Annotated in this window: 18 protein-coding genes; 5 read left to right on the plus strand and 13 right to left on the minus strand. The window is 35.0% G+C overall.

Going from position 1 to position 21,898, the window contains the following annotated elements; all coding sequences use genetic code 11:
- Positions 1 to 13: 13 nt before the first annotated feature.
- Positions 14 to 1,996 (minus strand): methyl-accepting chemotaxis protein, encoded by a 1,983-nt coding sequence (locus tag HHU08_RS13615; RefSeq protein WP_016203594.1) that lies wholly within the window; start codon positions 1,994 to 1,996, stop codon positions 14 to 16.
- 311 nt (positions 1,997 to 2,307) lie between these two features.
- Positions 2,308 to 3,423, minus strand: coding sequence for an IS4 family transposase (locus tag HHU08_RS13620; RefSeq protein ID WP_100525938.1), 1,116 nt, complete (start codon positions 3,421 to 3,423; stop codon positions 2,308 to 2,310).
- A gap of 201 nt (positions 3,424 to 3,624) precedes the next feature.
- Between HHU08_RS13620 and HHU08_RS13625 the strand changes: the two genes are divergently transcribed.
- Complete coding sequence (locus HHU08_RS13625; RefSeq protein ID WP_016203593.1) at positions 3,625 to 4,176, plus strand: class I SAM-dependent methyltransferase; 552 nt, start codon at positions 3,625 to 3,627, stop codon at positions 4,174 to 4,176.
- 70 nt (positions 4,177 to 4,246) lie between these two features.
- Here the strand turns inward: HHU08_RS13625 and HHU08_RS13630 are convergent, their stop codons facing one another.
- The 6 genes from HHU08_RS13630 to HHU08_RS13660 all read right to left on the minus strand — a co-directional run bounded on the left by HHU08_RS13630 (position 4,247) and on the right by HHU08_RS13660 (position 11,776).
- Positions 4,247 to 6,847 carry a polynucleotide kinase-phosphatase gene (locus tag HHU08_RS13630; protein WP_169188673.1) on the minus strand — a complete coding sequence of 867 codons (2,601 nt, stop codon included), beginning with the start codon at positions 6,845 to 6,847 and terminating at the stop codon, positions 4,247 to 4,249.
- On the minus strand, positions 6,848 to 8,209 hold the full coding sequence (locus HHU08_RS13635) for a 3' terminal RNA ribose 2'-O-methyltransferase Hen1 (protein ID WP_169188674.1): 1,362 nt from the start codon (positions 8,207 to 8,209) through the stop codon (positions 6,848 to 6,850). It abuts the gene before it with no gap.
- Positions 8,210 to 8,386: 177 nt separating this feature from the next.
- Entirely contained in the window at positions 8,387 to 8,566 is a 180-nt protein-coding gene (locus tag HHU08_RS13640; protein ID WP_016203590.1) for an H-type small acid-soluble spore protein, read from the minus strand.
- A 154-nt stretch (positions 8,567 to 8,720) separates the two neighbouring features.
- Entirely contained in the window at positions 8,721 to 9,167 is a 447-nt protein-coding gene (locus HHU08_RS13645) for a hypothetical protein (protein WP_016203589.1), read from the minus strand.
- Between the two features lie 9 nt (positions 9,168 to 9,176).
- A complete protein-coding gene (locus tag HHU08_RS13650) occupies positions 9,177 to 11,270 on the minus strand; it encodes a class I SAM-dependent methyltransferase (RefSeq protein WP_169188675.1) in 2,094 nt (697 codons plus the stop codon).
- Between the two features lie 266 nt (positions 11,271 to 11,536).
- On the minus strand, positions 11,537 to 11,776 hold the full coding sequence (locus HHU08_RS13660) for a hypothetical protein (RefSeq protein WP_169188676.1): 240 nt from the start codon (positions 11,774 to 11,776) through the stop codon (positions 11,537 to 11,539).
- Positions 11,777 to 12,026: 250 nt separating this feature from the next.
- Between HHU08_RS13660 and murQ the strand changes: the two genes are divergently transcribed.
- The 4 genes from murQ (at position 12,027) to HHU08_RS13680 (ending at position 16,275) form a co-directional block, all read left to right on the plus strand.
- Positions 12,027 to 12,926 carry an N-acetylmuramic acid 6-phosphate etherase gene (murQ, locus tag HHU08_RS13665; RefSeq protein WP_169188677.1) on the plus strand — a complete coding sequence of 300 codons (900 nt, stop codon included), beginning with the start codon at positions 12,027 to 12,029 and terminating at the stop codon, positions 12,924 to 12,926.
- Positions 12,927 to 12,945: 19 nt separating this feature from the next.
- Positions 12,946 to 13,800, plus strand: coding sequence for a MurR/RpiR family transcriptional regulator (locus HHU08_RS13670; protein ID WP_169188678.1), 855 nt, complete (start codon positions 12,946 to 12,948; stop codon positions 13,798 to 13,800).
- A 103-nt stretch (positions 13,801 to 13,903) separates the two neighbouring features.
- Entirely contained in the window at positions 13,904 to 15,268 is a 1,365-nt protein-coding gene (locus HHU08_RS13675) for a PTS transporter subunit EIIC (protein WP_169188679.1), read from the plus strand.
- The gene (locus HHU08_RS13680) at positions 15,265 to 16,275 is read left to right on the plus strand and encodes a MupG family TIM beta-alpha barrel fold protein (RefSeq protein ID WP_169188680.1); all 1,011 of its coding nucleotides are present in this window, start codon (positions 15,265 to 15,267) and stop codon (positions 16,273 to 16,275) included. Before HHU08_RS13675 ends, HHU08_RS13680 begins: the two co-directional genes overlap by 4 nt.
- Positions 16,276 to 16,519: 244 nt before the next feature.
- Here HHU08_RS13680 and HHU08_RS13685 read toward each other — a convergent pair whose 3' ends face one another.
- The 5 genes from HHU08_RS13685 to HHU08_RS13705 all read right to left on the minus strand — a co-directional run bounded on the left by HHU08_RS13685 (position 16,520) and on the right by HHU08_RS13705 (position 21,794).
- The gene (locus tag HHU08_RS13685; RefSeq protein WP_169188681.1) at positions 16,520 to 17,479 is read right to left on the minus strand and encodes a LacI family DNA-binding transcriptional regulator; all 960 of its coding nucleotides are present in this window, start codon (positions 17,477 to 17,479) and stop codon (positions 16,520 to 16,522) included.
- Between the two features lie 58 nt (positions 17,480 to 17,537).
- On the minus strand, positions 17,538 to 17,675 hold the full coding sequence (locus tag HHU08_RS13690) for a hypothetical protein (protein WP_169188682.1): 138 nt from the start codon (positions 17,673 to 17,675) through the stop codon (positions 17,538 to 17,540).
- A 244-nt stretch (positions 17,676 to 17,919) separates the two neighbouring features.
- Positions 17,920 to 18,609 carry a class I SAM-dependent methyltransferase gene (locus HHU08_RS13695; protein WP_101731069.1) on the minus strand — a complete coding sequence of 230 codons (690 nt, stop codon included), beginning with the start codon at positions 18,607 to 18,609 and terminating at the stop codon, positions 17,920 to 17,922.
- Between the two features lie 426 nt (positions 18,610 to 19,035).
- On the minus strand, positions 19,036 to 20,697 hold the full coding sequence (locus tag HHU08_RS13700) for a nucleoside recognition domain-containing protein (RefSeq protein ID WP_169188683.1): 1,662 nt from the start codon (positions 20,695 to 20,697) through the stop codon (positions 19,036 to 19,038).
- Positions 20,691 to 21,794 carry an NAD(P)/FAD-dependent oxidoreductase gene (locus HHU08_RS13705; protein WP_169188684.1) on the minus strand — a complete coding sequence of 368 codons (1,104 nt, stop codon included), beginning with the start codon at positions 21,792 to 21,794 and terminating at the stop codon, positions 20,691 to 20,693. The genes HHU08_RS13700 and HHU08_RS13705 overlap by 7 nt, the downstream gene beginning before the upstream one ends.
- Between the last annotated feature and the right edge of the window lie 104 nt (positions 21,795 to 21,898).

Genomic DNA, 21,898 nt, shown 5'->3' on the forward strand with positions numbered 1-21,898 from the left:
TAATTATGACAGATTAATAGGTAAATTGATGAAGATTCTTCCTAAGCTCTTTAGCCATCTCTGATAAGTTCTTTGCCGACCCAGAAATTTCTTCCATAGCGGCTAGTTGTTCTTCCGTTAAAGAAACGACTTCTTCAGAGGAAGTAGCATTATCATAAGCAATTTGGGCTAATTCACCAGCTGAAATGCTTACTTCATTTAACGTTATAGCCATTTCGTTTGAAGTATCGGTAACATGTTGAATATGTGGTGTCATTTCCTTCATACTATGAACGATTTCTTGAAACCTTGTATTTGATTCATCTGTTACTTTTAACCCTGCTTGAACTGCCAGTGATACCTCTGCCATTCGATGCACCGTATTTTCGGTCGTTTTCTCAACACTATTAATTAATTGAGAGATATTATTCGCAAATTCACCTGACTGCTCAGCAAGTTTGCGTACTTCATTAGCAACAACCGCAAACCCTTTTCCTTTCTCTCCTGCTCTGGCAGCTTCTATCGCCGCATTTAAAGCTAATAGATTTGTTTGTTCTGAGATTGTGGTAATACTTTCTGTAATCTTCCCAATATGTTTGGATTGCTCGACTAGTTCTTTAATCATTTTATTTGATTCTGCTACGGTCTCACTTATTACTTGCATTTGTTCTAGTGTTGCTTGAATAGAACTTCCGCCGGCATGGGCTTTTGTTATTGTGCCAGTTGAAAGATCGGACACTTTCTTACTAAAGGCAACAATTTGATTTGTTCCTTCTAAGACAGATTTGATATTATCTACATTATTATCTAACCCTTTTGTCTGTATTTCCGCGCCACTTGCAACTTGTTGAATTGTATTGGTTACATGCTCTGAAGCAATGGTTACTTCATTAGCGCTTGCTGTTAACTGACCCGCACTTGCTGCGACATTCTCTGAACTATGTTCAATATTTTTGATAAGTTGTTGCAAATTATGCTGCATCGTATGAAAAGCAGCCGCTACATCGCCAATTTCATCTTTTGTTGCAATATTAATGGAGGTTGTTAAATCACCTTTGCTAACTGCAATTGCTTGTTCTTTTAATTTTTTTATCGGCTTGATGATAGAGGAAACAATAAGCATCATCATTATTCCTCCAATAATAAGAGATCCTGTTAATATCCCTGCAATCGTATACAAAAGACCTCTAGAATTATTGACAATTTCTGATTTTTCCATCGTTCCAGCTAGCTTCCATCCGGTCAGTTTATTCGTCTGATAAACCATTTTTCGATTAACTTTATTTGCTGAATAATCCAATGTTCCAGCTTGTCTCTCATAAAGCGTTTCGTAAAAAGCATCTTTCACAATGTCTCCTTGTTTTTCATCAGGATGAACGATAAAACGTTTCTTCTGATCAAGAAGAATAACATAACCTTCTTGACCAAACGTGATCTCACCTGATAGCTCTGCTAAGTAATCTAAATTCATCGTAACGGCCATAACTCCTGCATTGTCTGCAATTGTTTTTCCTATTGTAATAACCATTTTCTGAGAAACTGGGGATAGATAAGGATCCATGATAACGGCTTCCCCTGGTTTATTAACAGCTGCTTTATACCAGTCTCTCAATCTAGGATCCATATGATCATCGAGTTCCTCTGTAGACTTCTGAAAAAGCTTTCCATCATTTGTCCCTATATAGATACTCGAGACTTCAGGATGGACTTGGCTATATTGTTCAATTGTGTTCTGAATAATCGCTGAATCTTTTTCGATTGTTTCCTTCGTCAGCGTTTCTGCCAGTGCCGAGATATCATAAACCTTTGCGGACATTAGGTTAGTTATCGATGTATCTAGCATGTTTAAATTAGTACTTGCATTGTTTATAAAGTCCTTTTCCATTTGCTTATTTGCATATAAAAAGGAAAATGCACCAATTAGGATACTTGGAATTAATAACATCACTAAAAAAGAAAAAATAAGCTTCTTTTTTAGCGGAATTCCTTTATTTTTTCGAATATAAAATTTTTTCATTGTAATCGCCCCTCTCTTTGTATACGCATACATCTTTACAAGAAAAAATAGGTAATCCCTTATCTGCTCCCTTATTTTACAATAGATAGGAGAAGGTTCCTATGCCATTAGTCATATTTTTCATTTGTTACTCGTTAACATTTTTTTATTGCTCACCTACAAACACTAGTGTTGCATAAATGTTGTTAGAATATTCAGTTTAAATATGTCCCCTGTTAAGAGCCAAAAAAGTAAATACCCAACTAAAGGTGGATCCATCCATTTGGAAATTTTTTTACAATTAGACTTAAGAGACGACGACAATTTGTTTATTAAGGAATGGTTTTTCCTTCAATCTTTCGAAGCCAAATATGTGCTGGTTTCCACAAAGCTGCCCGTAAATATCGGCTAATTTGTAGGGTTTTTCGTTTACTTTTTGTCTCGATTTGTGCGAGAACATGCAGGCAAAAAACAATAAGTGCGATAAACACTTGATTCTGAATTGCCCATTCGCTTTGGCCGTAAAACTTTTTGATATGGAGATGTTGTTTAATCCATTTGAAAAATAACTCAATCGCCCAGCGTGATTTATACATCTTTGAGATTTCTTCAGCACTTAAATCAAAACGATTTGTGATTAAATGAAGCTCATTTCCTTTTGAATCAATCACTTTTAGAAGACGAAAGTAATTTTCGGCACGGTTTTGCGTCGTACCAATCAACACCATTTGATCCGACAAAACAGATGTATTCTCGGGTAGTTTAAAATCGTAAACCTCCCGTATGACTGCGTTTTTTCGCAGCCTAGAAAGGAAAAAGTAGCCGTCATCTGTCATCCGATCAAAGCGTTCGTAGTCTAAGTAACCACGGTCAAACACATACATACATTCCTTGTCATCAACCATTACTTCAAGCTGACCGCGGTCATGTTCTTTGGCCGTTGTCATAATGGCCTTTTCGGGATAGGATATACCTTTTTCCATAAACACAAGGCGTAAGTGCAATTTAACACCCGCTTTTGTTTTGCGGAATTTTGCCCATTTATGATTAGTCAAATTGAGAGGCAATGTGCTTGAATCAATGATTTTTAATGGCATCACAAGTTTCGTGTTGTGCGTTTTGGCATGAATTTGTGAAACTAAATCAAGGAAAAGCTTTTGGAATAAGTCTGGATTCATGCCATTTAAACGGCGTGAGAGTTGGGAAATACTGATAGAATCAAGATCAATGCCCTTTTGCAGTTGATCATCGAAAAGACAATCGCTCAGCGCATGCAGACTTTCGACTTCTTCTAGCTGCGCAAAAAGTAATAATTTTAGAAATGACTCTGTCGTTAGTTTTTTCGTATAGAAATCTAATTTCAACGTTTTCACGTTTTCTTCAAATAATTGAAGATTTATTGGTGAAAACCATTGTCCAAATGAAGTTTTTCGTGTAATCTTGTCCATGCGATAGTCCTTTTTAGTGGATTTGGACGGGTTACCACCTAACTTATCCATTATAAAGGACTTTTTCTTTGCATAAAATGATAAAATTGAACATTTCAAGTATTTTTAATAGTTAAATTAAATTAACGCAACACTAGTGACCTACAAACTATATATTATAGTGTAATTAAAATTTTCTAAGCAAAAAGGAGGGGAATTTAAATGAATGAAAAGTCTATAAAGCTTGTTATAGGTGCAGGAGAATACAGGAATAATCCTGGCTGGATATATACACAAGAAGAAGAATTGAATTTACTAGATGAATCAACCTGGATACACTTTAACAAATCTTCGATTGACGCTATTTTAGCTGAACATGTGTGGGAGCACTTAACCTTTAAAGAAGGCGTTCAAGCAGCTTTTCTTTGCTATCAATACTTGAAGCCCTCAGGATACATTCGTTGTGCTGTTCCAGATGGTTTCTTTCCAGATAAGTCGTATCAACAAATAGTTCAAGTAGGTGGACCAGGCCCAAAGGATCATCCTGCCTCTACTCATAGAATCGTTCATAATTATCGAACATTAAGTCGGATGTTTGAATTAGCAGGATTTGATACTAAATTATTGGAATATTGTGATGAAAAAGGAACTTTCCATGAAAATGACTGGGATGGGGAGGATGGCGTCATTTTCCGGTCAAAAAAGTATGATCCACGAAATAATGGGGAAAAACTCTTATTTCCCTCTCTTATTATAGATGCGATTAAAAGATAAAAAAGCAAATTCAGGGAGTGATATGAAAACGTCCTCTGAATTTGCTTTTTGCATGGATACTGGTTCCATCTTATAATCTTGCATCAATAGGTTCTTCTTCAAGCGCCAGTGTAGCAAGAACACATTCATGAATCCGTTCCAGAGATTCAAGCTGTATAAAGCGATTGATTCCTTCTAACCCTAATGCTAATTCTTTTAAGGCATTACGCTGTTTTTTTCCTGTTTTTCGGTCTTTAAGACGACGTAATTGATCCTTTTCTAAATAATCCATACCATAAATAATTTGAAGGTATTTCTGTCCCCTTACTTTAATAGCCGGTTGAAGTAATTTGCCCTTTTGATTTCTAGCGAGGAAATGATATGGTTTAAAGATAACTCCTTCATGGCCGTCTGCAGTTATCTCTTCCCACCATCTCACTGCTTTTGTCAGTGATTCTTCATCATTTACAATCATATAATCTGTTTTCATAAAAAGACTGCTTATGGTACTAAAATATTCATTTTGCTCCATATGCCACTGATGGGTTTTTAGAAAAAAGCTTTCTTTACTATGTGCAAGTAAATGAAATGGTGCAATTTTTATGTCATCTAAACGCTGAATCTCCCAGCAATATTGGTTATATACTTCACTAAAGCTTTGCGCATTTTTTCGTTTCTGCTCAAATTCTTCTATCCAACTTTGAACATCCATGCCATTTTGTTGTGCAAGAAGAAGCTGCTGATGTATCTTGTCTCTATCCATCTGGCTCATTTCAGCGACATGAGCGTATTGCTGAATAATTAAATCTTTCGCTTTTAAATTCCAAGGGAGAATTTCAGCGTCAAGCAATACCCAGTCTGTCTGATTCTCTTCAAAATAATTTGCAGCTGTTAAATCATTGTGCAGCTTAGTGAGGATCTCTTCTTCTAGTTCATGGGAGAAAAAAGCTCTCCCAGTTCGCGTGTAGATAGTTCCCAAGCTCTTTTTACCGATATATTTTTCAGCTGTTTCTTGATTTTTGTATAACAAAAGAATTCCTCTACTGCCCATATGCTTTTTCTCCACAACCATTTGTTCTATCCCATTGTCTTTGTAATAGTGATAGGCATCTATCGGATGTTCTAAATATCCTTCTATCGACGAACTCTTCGGTGTAGGGCTCATGGTTGGCGGAATATAGATTAATTCTTCCATAGGAATCGTATAATGAGAAACTTTGTCCAGTGCTGCTTTCACATTGTTTTGTGGACAGTTAATTTCTCCATATGTGTCTGTCCATACACTAAAACCATTTATAAATCGATGAACGTTTGGTAAGGCTAATCTTGTTTCTTGCCACTTTTTTAATGGATTATCTTCGATTTGGGCATAATCTTGTTGCGCCTTTACTGATATAAATTCCCTTTCTGGATAGCGTATAGCCGTTAGCTTGCCGCCAAAAACAACGCCTTGATCAATATTTATCGTATTATTCACAACGAGCGGCTCTGGCTTTGGATCATGTCCCCAGATGATTAATTCTTTTGATAAATGTTTTCGATACCAGTCTCCGCGAATTGGCTTTCCGTCTGAATCCATCCCTAAGGTTTCTCCATATCTCGTAAAATCAGAAATTCCAGCAGATTCTTTTCCAATATATTTATCCTTAATACCTGCATGGGCGATAATGGCTGTTTTAATTCCATTTCTTGTTAATACATAATGAGAAGGGGCATTAAGGAGTATTGTTTTCCAATCTTCTCTTATTTCCTCTATCTGCTTATCCGTATATTCATGAGAAAATGCAGAAAAGGCTTCTTCAATCCATTCATCACCATGACTTAGTGTCACTTTTTTGCCGTCTAGCCATCTTGCTATTTTCCAACCATGATTACTGTCGATCATATAGGCAAGATTATTTTTTAGATGCGCAGAAAAAAAGAATAGCGCTTCGGCAGATTTTGGTCCACGACTCATAATATCGCCTACTGAAACAAACTTTCGCCCTTCTGGATGTCTAAATAATCCATCCTCCTCTTTCACGTATCCCAGCCGTTCAAGCAATTCGTAACATTCATCCATACATCCATGAATATCGCCGATAACATCCAAACCACTATCTGCACTTAAATATAAAGAAGAAACGACTGGATCTATTTGCACAGACTCATCCCGTTCTCTTAAAGAATAAATTGCATAGTAGGTCTCTTTTTGGATTTTGCGAATTTCTTGGCGCATTATTTCAAAGTGTCTTTTCACTCTTCCCTTCCCTCTCGGATGAGTTCGTTTCTCATCTCTTTCAAGGAGAACAGGCAAGGAAATATCGAAGAAAATTGCTATTACTGGAACATGAAATTGCTTACCAAGAAGTCGATATTTTTCGCGCTCTGCTTCTTTTAAATGGGTTGCATCTATAAACGAGCGCTTATTTAATGCTGCTCTTGCTCCAATCATTTTTTCCATCATATCAAAAGCTACTCTCGATATTTGGCTATATTCTTCCATCAAATTGGCAGCTACTTCTTTAGGCTGATTTGTCCAGTCTAAAAAGTCAATATCACTGACCAATCTTCGAAAATGATCAGAACTAATTACTTCTTCCGCTTGCAAATAGCCTTTTCTTACCCAATTTTGTAATGTCGTAGATTTCCCACTATTCGAAGGGCCAATCAATAAGACTATACTGTTATGTGGAATGCTTATCGTTTTCATTTATACACCTCTTTTCTTTGAAAAAATAGCCATCTGTGTAGGAAAACCAAATCCTTCCACAAATTCGCCAATTCCATCTATTTGCACCTCATAGGTTGAATGATTTTGCCAATAGCTCACCCATTCTTGAAACTGCTGTCTAGTCCATTCAAAGCGATGGTCGCTATGCCTTTTTGCTTCCTTCATATCATAGACAACATTATAATCTTGATTAGGCGTTGTAATAATCAAATGATACGGCTGATATTTCGTGAAAATTGTTTCAAACGTCTTAAATAATCGATTTTCATCAATATGTTCAATCACTTCGCAGAGAATAAATATATCTTTATTCTCCAATTCGCTATCATAATAGAATAAAGAACCCCATTTAAAGGTTGGGAAAAGAAAATCTGGCTTGTCCACTAATGCTTCGATTCTTTTTTTAGCTTTTTGCTGTTCTCTTTCGGAGGGCTCTACAGCGATTAGTTCTTTAATCCCATTAACAAATCCTAATTGCGCAGTTAACTTTCCTTCTCCAGCACCCATATCTACAATCCGGCTATTATGAGGAAGTATCTTTACCGTTTCAACTATTTTCTCATAACGCCATTGATTTAAGCTTTTCTTTTTTACAATTGTTTCTTGTTTTTGGTTATTAGAATTTGAATCTAATAACCTTGATTTGTCGATTAAGTCTGAAAAAATAAGTGATTCCTTTATAATAAAACTTTTTTTCGGATGAGAGGAAAGCCAGCCCTCCCCGTAGCGCTTTAGCTTATCGACTTCTTTTTCATCAATAAAATAATGCTTATATTGGTCCATGACAGGAATTAATACAAATAAATGCCGAAAGAAATCTTGTATCGTCTGATTTGCTTTTAAGGTAATAAACTTGGCTGAACTTTTTTTCTGAAAAGCTGCTGGCAAAAGTACTTTTCCATTTTCGATGCTCACTTCATATCCTAAAGGTTCAAAGAGCTCCCTTATCTCTTTCTCGGATAAATTTGTGGAAAGAGGCCCAAAAGTAATTTCAAGTGAAAAAGCAAAGTTTACCCAATCTTTAAATTCTTCTTTTGGCTTTCCATTTAGTGCTGTTCCTACTGCTTTTCGTAAAACAGAGCAGAAAATACTACTAACAGCGCTTTCTCTATCATTAATATAGTGAGTTATAGACGAAAAATTCGTTTGATTCTTCGTTAATTCAACATTATCTACTGTAACGAAAAATAATATATTGACTTCTCTCTCCTCGTTTTTCGTAAAAACAATCCGCACTAATCCACCCTTTTCTTTTCTTTCATATAGATTATGCGGGTTTTTAGCAATAAGATGGGATACCATCCCTGCGTGCTCACCATAGACTTTAAGACTTATTTGCATGTATCTCACCTCTTTTTTTCTAAACCATTTGAATACTATTTTACCATATTTACATTTACCGATATAAATAATTATCTATCAAAAAAAAAACCAGGAAATGAGAATTAGGAGCTAATAATTTCAAAAAAAAAAAAAAAACGAACCACTATTAATATTAGTGGTTGTCTTTCTTGAACTTTATACTTCTTCCAAGCTTGCGATATCTACTTCTGTTTGTTCTTCAATCCCACCTACAAGATGAACGATTGCAGTTGCGTCTTCTTCTTTAATGTCATCTATCCAAACAGAAACACCATTATACTGTACTTCTATTTCAGCTGATGACGAAAGTATTTGCCTCGCTCTGTTTATATCCATAGTTCCACCTACTTTCTATAAAAAGAACCTTTTATATTCATATGAAATACAGAAGATAGCGGTTCCTTTGTTAAAATAGATCCTTTTTCATTATGTGAAAGTAGGTGAATTTCTATTCTTTTTATTTGTTCTATTTAGTTCGTTTTAATTAGAACTATTCTTCCATCTGTATAGTTAAGCCATCTATTTTCTTCATAATATTTCGATAATAATCCGAGCGTATGGAGAAAATCGCAAACTCTTCATGTGCTGTACTTGTAAACCAGGGATGATTATTTTTTATAAACGTAAGATCTTCTGGCAATTTAGGCGAAACCCAATCATATAAAGAATTGGCCAATTGTTGTAATAATAAACAAGTTTCTGGATTAACATCAATAACATAAACAGTTGCAGATGGACCATCCGTCATAGTATTTGCCCATTTTTTTGTTTTATATGTCTCTACTATATAAGGTTCAAAGTTCTTTATTATTTTCATGTCATAACCTAATTCTTTTCTAGTAATAAAATAAAATTTATCTGAATAACTACAAAGTACATTTATTAATTGCTGGTAAACCTCCCCTGTTGGGTTTTCTACTAAAGACCAGTATTCCATTTTAATCCCCTATCGACTTAATTTTTCGATAACAATAAAACAAGTACTATCAGGAAGTTTAACTACATTCCTGGATGCATCCATCAATTTCACTTTCGGTAAAAGATGTTCTCCGTACCCATCTTGTAAATAATGGTCAAACAATAGAACTTTTCCCTTTTTTCCAATCACCTTATGAATAACATCTTTATACTCTGTAGGGGTAAAATAGCCGAACTGCTCTTGTACTTCGTGCGGATAAGCTTCTTCTCCCCATGTATACGTATAAAGAAATTCCATCGCATCATTAATCGGTAATTGAATAGTGGATTTGTTTATTTGTTCAAAAGTGATCTGTCTTCCTTTAAAATCATTTACATAGCGTTTAAAAAAGTCCATGCCATTTGGCAGCTTAAATTCAATTTGTCTTAATTCTTCTTTCGGTTCTGTCATAATACCATCTCTAATAATGATTCTGCCACCTGGTTTTAATACCTCAAATGCACTTGTTAGACTATCGGAAATAACCTCTGGATTAAATTTTATCCCTTTATATGGAATATAAGAATACATCTCATGAAGAATGGAAGAGAATATAATGGTATCCATACTATTAAGCGCAAATGTTTCTTTTAATTGAAGTGCGTCCGCTTGTTTAACATACCAACTTTTCTTTTCTCTTATTTTTCTTTTTTCTAATGACTCAATAACATTTGTAGAAATATCAATGCCAATTACTGTTGCCTTAGGATGACTATCCGATAAAATATCTAACATGATCCCGCCGCCTGCACCTATATCAAGCATCTTATTTCCCACTGCATAGTCGGCAATTGCCTTTTTATAATTTTTGGCATTATTCATATCGGTAAGATAGTTTTGCTCGTTTTGCAGGCGATCAAATCCATCCTTTCGAAAACCGAAAAAATCATATAGGAGAATAATTGCACGTTCATAAAGGGGGGATTTTTCCGCTTCTTGGCAAAACTCAATTAATTTTTCTCCTGCTTTTGAATAAGCAAACGCTACTCCTATATTTTCATTTAAAGAATCAAGTGGAACAATTGTTAATTCTACATGGTCATTTTTGCTATCGTGTCCTGCAACTAATTTCTCCATCATTTGTTCTTTCAAGTAAGCCTCAATGATTCGCTTCTTATATAAATTAATTGTTTTTTTGCCTTTATAGTCATAATATATGTCTTTCATAAACGGTTCAAAGCTGATTTGCTTTACTGTTAATGGATTGACTTTTTGATATATTAATAGAAAGATTTTTAAAAATTCTTCAAGGGTGAAATCATGAAGTGCTGACTCCACATACCACATATCAGTTTTGCGAAAAAATATTTGAAACAACGCTTTCAGCTTCTCGTCCTTAAAAAATTGCTCATACCCCATATCAAAATTTTCGCCGTTTTGAATAGCGGCATTTCTTAGTCTTTTTATTCGTTCTTTTAACGATAACTCTTTCTCCCTTTTTCCTGATAAAATAGAGCCTATAATTTCTTTAACCTCTTCTTGAACATCTCTCCATATTTGCGGCGAAACAGCTTCGATGATACATTGATTCATGACATACAATATATTGTACATGTCATCTTGGTTTACTATTGTATTTTTATTCATATATAAAATTAAAGGCTCTAATTGACAATAGCGAACTTCTCCTCTAATAAATTGTCCCGTTAATCCGTGCGTATAAATGAGTGTGAACACGAGCTCTTCTTGTGCTAAATTCCGTTGGTTGATTGCTACGTTCTTTTTTTCTTCTGCATAAATTTGCGCAGAACCAATATTATGTATGCCTAATTGAAATCCTCGCTCACGCCAATACCTTCTTTTAGATGGTGAACCACATTTTGCGACATCACTCCAAATCAACACTTCTTCTATGATGCATTTTCCAACTTGATTTACTCGTGTACTGTTGTCTAAAATGGTTAGCGCTCTTTCAATATAGGACAGAACTGGATGACTTTCTATTCCTTCAAGAGAATTAACTTGTTCTAAGTTAATGTTCTTTTCCTTTGTTAGATAGAGATACTGTAGCCATTTATATTGACGAAGTACTTCTTTATCTCCCTGTTTCACTTTTTGAATCGCTTTTAATGAAGAAAGCATGAAATTCACTCCTAACGAAATCTCTTTCCCCATATTACCATGGGACAAAAGATTATTGCCAAGTTTCATTTAACTCTTTACATAGCCCAAGATAGCATCTTTAAATTCTTTTTGATTTTCGATATAAGGGTGATGCCCACCATTTATAGAATAAATTTTCGCATTCTTACTTCTAAAAGATAAATGATGATGTGGTCCAACCGCATGGTCAGATTTTCCAGCTATTATCAATATTGGCTAGTAATATCCTCATACCGGATTTTACTTTAAAAAGGTCCACCTTTCACCAGTAAATACTCATCATTAAACACATATTTAATGCTAAATGAAATCCATGCGATAAAAGAAGTAGTTAAGGTAAAAATGGCACTCATAATAAAACTAGGTAATATGGTTATTTCCTCCTCTACAAACAATGGACCTATAGTAACAAGTCCAATAATGAAAACAACTATCATTAAAATTATTCTACAGAACCGATCTATCTTCGAGTGAAAAACCATCACTTTAACACCTCCGTCTAACATACGTTTTAGAATTGCGTTAAGTTTCAGAGAATTCCCTTTCCTTTAATAGTACTATTTGAACAAATATGCCAAACTATCTAATATTAATACTCTTGATATTAAACAATAAGTAATAAAATTTCATTTTAAATTATATAATAAATTATTGAAATTTAATTTTAATTTTATTATAATCATTTTAAGGAAATCGTTTTCATATTTGAATAGACTTTGAAAAGGAGTACATACAATGAAAGAAAAGCTTGAATTATTAACTACAGAATCTCGAAATGAGCAAACCATGCAAATCGATACAGCTAATCCACTTGAAATATTGCGCTTGATGAATGAGCAAGACCAATTAGTGGCTCTTGCAGTGAAAGAAGTTTTACCCGAAATAGAGGTAGCCGTCCAATTCGTATATGAATCATTTAAACTAGGTGGACGCCTCATTTATGTCGGAGCAGGAACGAGCGGAAGATTAGGAGTACTTGATGCGGTTGAATGTCCACCAACTTTCAGTACAGAACCTAATATGGTGCAAGGGTTAATTGCCGGTGGAGAAACTGCCTTCTTAAAAGCGGTCGAAGGGGCAGAAGATCAGCCGGATCTTGGTATCAAAGATTTAAAAGATATAGGTCTTTCAAAAAAAGATACAGTTATTGGTATAGCTGCCAGTGGCAGGACTCCTTATGTAATCGGCGCATTACAATATGCCCGAAAGATTGGAGCAAAAACGGTTGCCCTATCATGTAATAAAAATGCAGCTATCAGTAAGGAAGCGGAACAAGCAATCGAAGTAATTGTCGGTCCAGAGGTACTTACTGGATCTACACGGCTAAAATCTGGCACTGCACACAAAATGATTTTAAATATGATCTCTACCTCATCCATGATTTTGTTAGGAAAAGCCTATGAAAACTTAATGGTAGATGTTCATGTGAGCAATGAAAAGCTTAAAGAACGAGCAATCGGGATTATTCGCAAAATTGCAGATGTTTCATATGAACAAGCATTAGAAACATTAGAAAAAGCAAACTTACAAGTAAAAACAGCAATCGTCATGCTTAAAACTGATTCAACAAGACAAGAAGCCGAACAACTATTAATAAATGCAAATGGTTATGTAAAAAAAGCAATCCAAAAGTAATAAAAAGGTGGTGATCAATTTGGTAGCAGGTGGTTTAAAAATTATACAAAGCATGTTGGAGCAACTCCCCGCTTCTGAGCGAAAAATCGCTGCGTTTATTCTTGAAAATCCAAACATGCTATTAAACAGTACCGTTCATGAAATCGGCGCACATGCTGGTACAAGTGGTGCTGCAGTTATTAGGCTCTGTAAATCATTAGGCTTAAATGGCTTTCAAGATTTAAAAGTTAGAATTGCAGGTGATTTAGTAAAACCCATTGAACAGGGATATCGTGACATCGAACCTGATGAATCCTTCTATTCTATTGTTCAAAAAACAACCAGTAATAGTATTCAAAGCATCCGCGATTCAGAAGAAATAATTAATTATGAAGAATTGGAGCGTGCTGTTCACACCTTATCAACTGCACAAAATGTTCACTTTTTCGGAATTGGTGCTTCCAATATTATCGCTAAAGATGCCCAACAAAAGCTCCTCCGAATTCATAAAAATGCAACTGCTTTTACTGATACACACCTTGTCGCTACATTAATCGGTAATGCAAGCAAGGATGATTTGGTCTTTGGTATTTCCCATTCTGGTGAAACTCCAGAAGTAATTAAAGTTATGTCACTTGCCAAGAAACATGGTGTTAAAACAATCAGTCTAACAAAATACGGTCAATCGTCTGTTGCGTCACTCTCAGATATCAAATTGTTCACTTCATATTCAGCTGAAGCTCCTTTTCGAAGTGCAGCCACTTCATCACGCCTTGCTCAGCTATATATCATGGATATTTTGTTTCTATCAATGGCAACAGTCCAATATGAGGATACTATTACCTCTATTGATAAAACCAGAGAAGCTATTCAATTTATTAAAGAAGGAAAGTAGTATTCTATTAATTGTGTCTGTCTTACCTATGAATAATGAGATGCTTGGACGCTTTTAATGTGAGTGCAAAAAATAAATAATAGTGGAGAGAAGGGAATTTAGTATGGCTGGTGAAAACAACAAAATTTTAGCAGAAAAGATTCTCGAACAATTAGGTGGTCCCCAAAATATTGTTAACTACACACACTGTATGACAAGACTTCGTGTCACACCGAGGGATGCTTCAGTAATCAATACGGAGGAATTAAAAAAAGTTGATGGAGTACTGGGAGTGGTAGTAGAAGAAACACTCCAAATTATACTAGGTCCTGGAAAAGTAAACAAAGTAACAGAAGCGTTTAGTAAGTTAATCGAGGATGCTGGTGGCATTAATTTAAAAACAAAGGCAGCAAGCAAAAAGGCGGAAATAAATAAAAAAAATGCGACTCCCTTTAAATTATTTTTACGAAAAATTGCTGGTATCTTCATTCCCTTAATCCCCGCCCTTGTGGCATCTGGTTTGATAACAGGGATTACAAAAGCCATTGTTCAGGCAGGATGGCTGGCAGGTGATTCACAGCTTGCAACAATTTTATCTGTTATAGGGAGTGGATTATTCGGATATCTTGGAATTTTAGTTGGTACGAATGCAGCAAAAGAGTTTGGCGGTTCACCTGCACTTGGAGCTATTGCCGGAATCTTAATAATAAACCCAGCTGTCGCTGGAATCCATTTATTTGGCACAGATTTGCTACCTGGTCGTGGCGGATTAATTGGTGTTCTATTCGCAGCTATCTTTATCGCTCTAGTTGAAAAACAAGTTCGTAAATATGTACCAACATCACTAGATCTTTTCATTACACCAACTGTTGCTTTATTACTTACTGGTATTGTGACTTACGTTGTATTTATGCCGCTTGGTGGCCTAATTTCGGATGTAATTACAAAAGGGTTAACCTCCTTACTGGACATTGGGGGCATTGTTGCAGGATTTGTTCTAGGAGCAACCTTCCTTCCGCTAGTTGTCACTGGATTACACCAAGGATTGACTCCAATCCATCTAGAGTTAATTAATACCATTGGTGATGACCCTCTTCTACCAATACTTGCAATGGGTGGTGCTGCCCAAGTAGGTGCAGCGTTTGCGATTTACTTCAAAACAAAGAAAACACGATTAAAAAGAGCTATTGCCGGTGGTCTTCCTGCAGGAATACTTGGAATCGGAGAGCCATTGATTTTCGGTGTTACACTTCCGTTAGGGCGTCCCTTCTTAACTGCATGTTTAGGAGCAGGAGTCGGCGGCGCATTCCAAGCTGCCTTTGGAGTTGCAACAATAGCTGTCGGGGTATCTGGTATACCACTTGCATTCCTAGTTGTCACTGGTCAAGTTCTTCTATATTTAGTAGGGCTATTAATTGCTTATGCCGCAGGATTCATTTTTACGTATTTATTTGGTTTCAAAGATGAGATGGCTGGTGAGTTTGAATGATTGGAATTTCCTTCTACTTAAAGGATCCTTTAGCAGAAGAACGAATTGCCCTCGCCACAAAATTAGGGGTAAAACGGGCATTCACCTCCCTTCATATTCCGGAAGAGTCTGGGGAATTAGCGACTAGGACTAAAGAAATTTTGAAAACAGCTGTGGAAACAGGAATCGAGGTTTTTGCAGATGTTTCGTTAAGAACTCCTACCCATTTAGGATTAAAGAGTTTATCTGAGTTAAAAAAATTAGGAGTTATTGGTCTTAGATTAGATGATTTTTTTGAAAAGGAAACGATTTTAAAACTTTCCAAAGATTTCAAACTTGCGCTTAATGCCAGTACTTTACTTGAGGATGACTTGTTTGCCCTCTTAGAAGCTGGGCTGAACGCCAATCAACTTATAGCTTGGCATAATTTCTACCCAAGACAAGAAACGGGATTATCCTATTCCTTTTTCCAATCGCAAAATGAATTATTCAGACGTTTTGAAATACCTATTAGTGCCTATATTCCAGGCGATGGGGAAAAACGAGGCCCTCTTTTTAACGGGCTGCCGACATTGGAAGATCATCGTCAATTAGAGCCTTATCATGCTGCATTAGAGTTATTTCAGGCAGGAGTTGAGGATGTCTATATTGGCGATCCTGCGGTAAGTGAAGCACTTCTTCATAGACTAATAGATTTTGACCAGCATCATTATGTCTCAATCCGAATTCAGGGTTATCAAGGGGGCGTGTTTCAGCTCCGTCCTGATTTTTCCCGTGATGTTCTTCGCTTCATAGATACTAGGAGCCTAGAAAATATCCTCCCGGAGAATACAAAAGCCCGCCCAATCGGAACGATTACAAGAGATAATGACCTTTATGGACGATATCGTGGAGAAGTTCAGATTACTCTATGTGAACTTCCAGCAGACGAGCGAGTCAATGTTATAGGAAAGGTTGTGGAGGCAGATATACCACTTCTTTCCTTACTAAAGCCTTATCAAAAAATAAAACTTATTCATGTCCCCTAGTAATTAACGGATAGTGCAAAATAGTGAAATAGTAAAAAGTACATTTGCAAAAAACAATAGAAATAAAAAAACATCCCTTAAGCATAAACTTATAGGGATGTTTTTGTTTCAGTAAACAACAATGTATATAGATCGTTTGTCGACATAACAATTTTAAGAGTTAAATTGGACTGAAATAAAATCAAATAAAAAGTACTATTAAGAGAAGAGTACGAAGTATTTGTAGCAAAATTAGATAACTTGTTCATACCGTTGTTCTTTTTATAAAGCGAAAAAACATTTCTTGTTTAGATATTTCTTTGCTAATAGCTTGTTGAAATAAGTTCTTTCCCATCTCTAAAAGAGGAATTTCCATTGTAGATATTTCCATCATTTTAGCAATTGGTTCATTATGATATCCTATTATCGCAAGTTCTTCCGGTATTCTGATTCCTTGTTTTTGGCAATAGGTTACAATTCCCGCCGCAACTTGATCACTTGTCACAATTAAAGCTGTCGGCCGATTATCCATTTTTAGTAAATGATCCATCACTTTTTTGGCATCTTCAAAGTAATTACAGTGATCGATAATATATTCTTCACAATAAGGAAGATGATGATCAGAAAGAAACTCTTGATATGCATTTGCTCTTAATCTGCTGCTTGGTCCTGATTTTCTTCCAATGCAGTAGCCAATCTTTTTATGACCTTTTTTATATAAAAATGTTAATGCTTCTTTGAAAATTTCATATTGGTTAACAAATGTAGAAGAAACTTCCTTGCCCTTTGTGTCTTCACATAAAACAATTGTTCCATTGGATAGATATTCTTGTATTACAGACCATCCACAAGCTCTCGAACAAATGATAAGAGAATCAATTTGCTTTTGTTTTAACATTTGCAGTGCTTCCAACTCTCTACTTTCCATATAATCAGTCTGAAATAGAACAAGCTTATAATTATTTTCCAATGCTTGTTTAGCGATCCCTTTTAACAGCAATGCAAAATAAGGGTGATCTGAGAAAGGAAGAACAACACCAATCATTTGTGTTTTCTCTTTACTTAAATGAACGGCATTGAGATTTTGTTGATAATTACTTTCTCTAATTGCCTCTAAAACGGCATTTCGCTTTTCTTCCCTTACATATGGATGATTGTTTAAAACACGAGAAACGGTCGTTACGGAAACTCCTGCCATTTTTGCTAAATCTTTTATATTTGTCATACTTTCACCTTTTCAAAACCGAAATATCATTTTTACTTATACACTAAGAATACATTTTTTACTCTTTTCTGTATATACCAATGAAATAGTCTTCAAAAGATTGAATCGGTGTAACTTCCAATGATTCCCCTGATTTCTTTAAGCAAACATAAGCTAAAATATAAATAATCATGCAAAGTATTATTAAACTCAACATACCATTATCTCCTCGCTTTCTGCTATTTGCTTAAAGTGTAATGGATGAAACGCGTACCATGTCAATGAGTAAATACATTATAAGACGTATAAATTTCCAATAAAAAAAATGTACTATCTCTAGATAGAATAGTACATTTTTTAAAACTCTATTACTTTAGTACGCATCAAAAAGAATGCTAATATAATTAACTTGAATCAGTATTAACTAGTTTTTCAGAATCTATGCCAATACATTATAGCTTTCATAAAGGAGCCGTAAAACGGAACAAATACCCCTCTTCATATTCATATTGAACGCGATCCTTTACACTCTGAAAAAACCGTTCATCACGCGATATTGGTATAAACGTTTGAGGAGTAAGCCGAGTAATTGCTGCTTCAAATCCTTCAGCGTGAAAAGCGCCAATGATATCATCAAGGGAATGAAGATTCATTGATAGCTTGCCTCCATTATTGATTTTTTCACGTATCTGTGGGAGACTCGGGTTATTGCTATAATCGGTGAAACTTCCATAATATACGCCACCAGGCTTTAATGCTCTCTTCATTTTTTGAGCGTGCTCATGTAGATTAGAAATTAAATAGATAACAGCAGTACTTACAGCTAAATCGAAGCGTTGGCCCCATTGTTCAGGAGATGCAGTTGCCACATATGTAAGTGGTAAGTCACCTTTTCGCTCATTTGCAACCTTAACCGACTCAACTCCCAAATCAGTACCTACACCCTCTTTAAACGGATAACGATCATATAAATATCGAAGAAAACCACCTTGATTGCAGCCAAAATCCAATACGGAGAAATCATGAATTCTTTCTTTCTCTACAATGCGCTCCACTATTTTTTCCCAAAAATGTCCATGGCTATCTTCCATTTTTTGTTCGCTTTCTGATGGCATATGCCACCATCTGTCATATAGAGTGTCCTCTTTCATTGAAAGTCCTCCCTTATAATCAAATATTTACACTAATTATTATTACGAATGAAATTTCTAATTTTTTATATTTCTAATTTTATTCTCTAACAACTACATTTTCTACCTCAATAAAGTGAAACTTCCATCAGTGGGGGATTTCTTGATCCCCCACTGATGATTAGTTGAACCAATCGGACCTTTACGGACAGTTGATCTCTCACAATTTCCACTCGTATTCTCATAAGCTTACTATCTGTTAAGAGTGATGTAAAAATAACTAATATTATTATGGACACTGAAAAAATGCTATCTATTGAATATTTCTCATAATTGGTTGTTAAAAAATTTAGGAGGCTGCATTCGTTTCACTTTCTAATGCCCTATATTCTAATTTACTATAGATAGGAATACTTTTTCAGCGGCTTCATTTATTAACTCCTGTATTTACAATGAATACTGAAAAAGTTGATGAATGACTAATAAGGATAAGGCAACTAAAATAGATGTTATTAATTGTCTTGAAATAATATTCCTTGCTTGCCTAAACCCTAGTTCCCTCCAAATTGTCGATAATGTAACGATACAGGAAGTGAGAGTAGAAGCCAGAAAGACTAATATAAATAATTGAAAATTAGATAGTACAGAAAATAAGGCACCATTCCCCTCATTTATTAACAAAATTCCGTCCTTTCTAATAATAGAAAAAGCCAGTGTTGTTGCCGCATCAGTGGGAAGCTGAAAAAGGGTTAACAATGGATTAAAAATGATAGCTAAATAAGAAATTATATGAAAATATTGCAATAAACCTGCGATAATGCAAATAATCAAAAAGATAGGCATTGCTTGTTTTATAAATTGCAATAAATCTACTTTTACTTGATAGATAAAATTCTTCAAACTCGGTTTTTGAATAAATGCCTTTCGCATGAAGTTATGTTCTTGAATCTTTTGGTTTTTAAACCATAAACGATTGTGTAGAATTCCTCCTAATAATAAAAATGAAATATAGGGAAGAAAAAGCCAAGGTGCATGTGCTGTGTTAAATATTGATAATGTTGCTCCAATTTGATAACTACACGCCGATCCAAAGGAAATAAACGATATACATTGAGTCCTGCTGCAAGAATGACAGCTCCTGCTCTGAAATACTGCCACTACATTGCATCCAAATCCAGTAATAATCGGAGCTATATCCCTCCCTGTTAAACCTATCTTTTCAATGGCTGGTTCAATAGTATCTATAATACGATCCTTTAATCCCGTTTCTTCTGTTAATGCTTTACTACAGCTAATCAGTAGGACAACTGGAAACGCCCAAATAAAAGAATACATACCAAGGGATAATAGCCCGTAATCATCTATAAAAATCATTTGCACGATTCTAGGAGTATCACTAAATAAAGTCTTTATTTTATCAATGAAATAAGTATCGGCGAGTGGCTGAACAAAGTTTGATATGTTATAAGCTAAAATTACTGGAATAACAAACATTGCAAATAAGCAAATGAAAGCTATGAATGTTCCCATATATTTTCTTTCAAAGAACAGAGATGGTGGCTCCATATTACTAATTGATAAATTTAGTAACTCCTTTAATTGAGAAGGCTTAATCGACTCCTCCTCGTTAACACATTCTAACACTAACTCCTTAATATCATTGTTTAAGTGACGAGTGTCGGTAATAAATATTGGTAACTTCTTCGTTGTGATTTGTTTTAACAGCAATTGTTTTCCATCTGTTGACATTTTATCTGAAAAGGTCACAAAGAGAACTATTTTTTTGGTTGTATTTTCGATCAATGGATATAATTTTTCTAACTCTTCTATAAAATGTGTACCACGAACTACTATAAAGACTGTTGTTGCTTTTATTATTTCCTCCTTTACTATTCTTTGCGTAAATGAATCTGTTTGATTAATTCCTGGCATATCTTTTAAATATCCATTTCCATAGGAAGCACTAGCAATATGAACGGTAGAACCTTTTACATTTGCTTCATCTGTCCTCTTTTTACCTGATAGTTTAGAAAATAAAGTGGTTTTACCAGAAGATTCAAATCCTATAATAACTATATTATTATCATGAATGCTTTCATTTGCTAGCATTCACAATTCACCTCACAACAAGATAAATCATCCAAATACATATTATTCTCTCGATAAATATCAAATACTTCATTTGGATAAGTAATATTGCTACGATTTAGAATTTCCTTTGCGACAACTGCAAATCGTTGGCGGAATTTATATATATAACAAAAAATCACATTTTGATGTTTCACATTAGGTCCTATTAAAAACAATCCAGGTGTTATAGTTGACTCATCTTTTAGCGTTAATTTAACAATTTTGGAATTATCCCATTCAAATAATTCATGAATCTGTTTCACGCCAGGTATAAAACCTGTTGCTAGAATAGGTCTTGTTTTTGATACATGGGTTGTCCCATCTGATAAATAGAGTACATAGTCCCCATCCACTATAGATACTTTCAATACTTCTACATCTTCAAGTATCTCTAATCGATCTGTGTCATCAGCAATTTCTAATCGTTCCTTTGTAAACGGGGATAAGGATATACTTGGGTCAGCTTTTGGTGACTTCCAAGGGGAAGAATTAGAAATTACCGTCACATTTTTGTTGTTTTGCGTTAAGTGATATGCTGCGTCTATTCCACTCTCATAGCCTCCGATAACCGTAAATTCTTCTCCCTGTAAATCTACCCAAGATCGAACATAACTGTTATGAAGACACAATTCAGAACCTTCAAATGGACTTAAATCAGGAGTAGTATATTCCCCTGTCGCCCATACTAAATAAGTGGATTCAATTTCTTGCTCTTCTGTATAAATTTGAAATAACCCATCACTTTTTTCTACCTTTTTTACATAAGCTTTTCTAACTGGTAATTTATAATGACTTACTAACAATTGAAGATATTTAGCATATTCTATTCCTGTTAAATGTTCTTTTCCAAACGTGTATGCTGGAGAGGTTTCAGGTGCCAGAGCATTCAAATCTAACATTCCAAACCCGTGTCCTGTAAAAGACGGCGTGATTAGTTTCATTTCTTTTGGCCATTTTAGAAAGCTTGCACCAATGTCTTCTTTTTCTAAAATAATAAAGTCATGGAAGTTTAGCTTTTTTAATAATATTCCTAAGCCAATTCCTGATGGGCCAGCACCTACTATTACTAATTTCATAAAGATACACTCCTAGTTTCAAAATAATAGGAACATTATTCATTAACGTAACAAAACGTAATCATTACGATTTATTACGTATAACTTGTCATATCTATTCCATT

This window comes from Niallia alba, from assembly GCF_012933555.1.
GTDB lineage: Bacteria > Bacillota > Bacilli > Bacillales > Cytobacillaceae > Niallia > Niallia alba.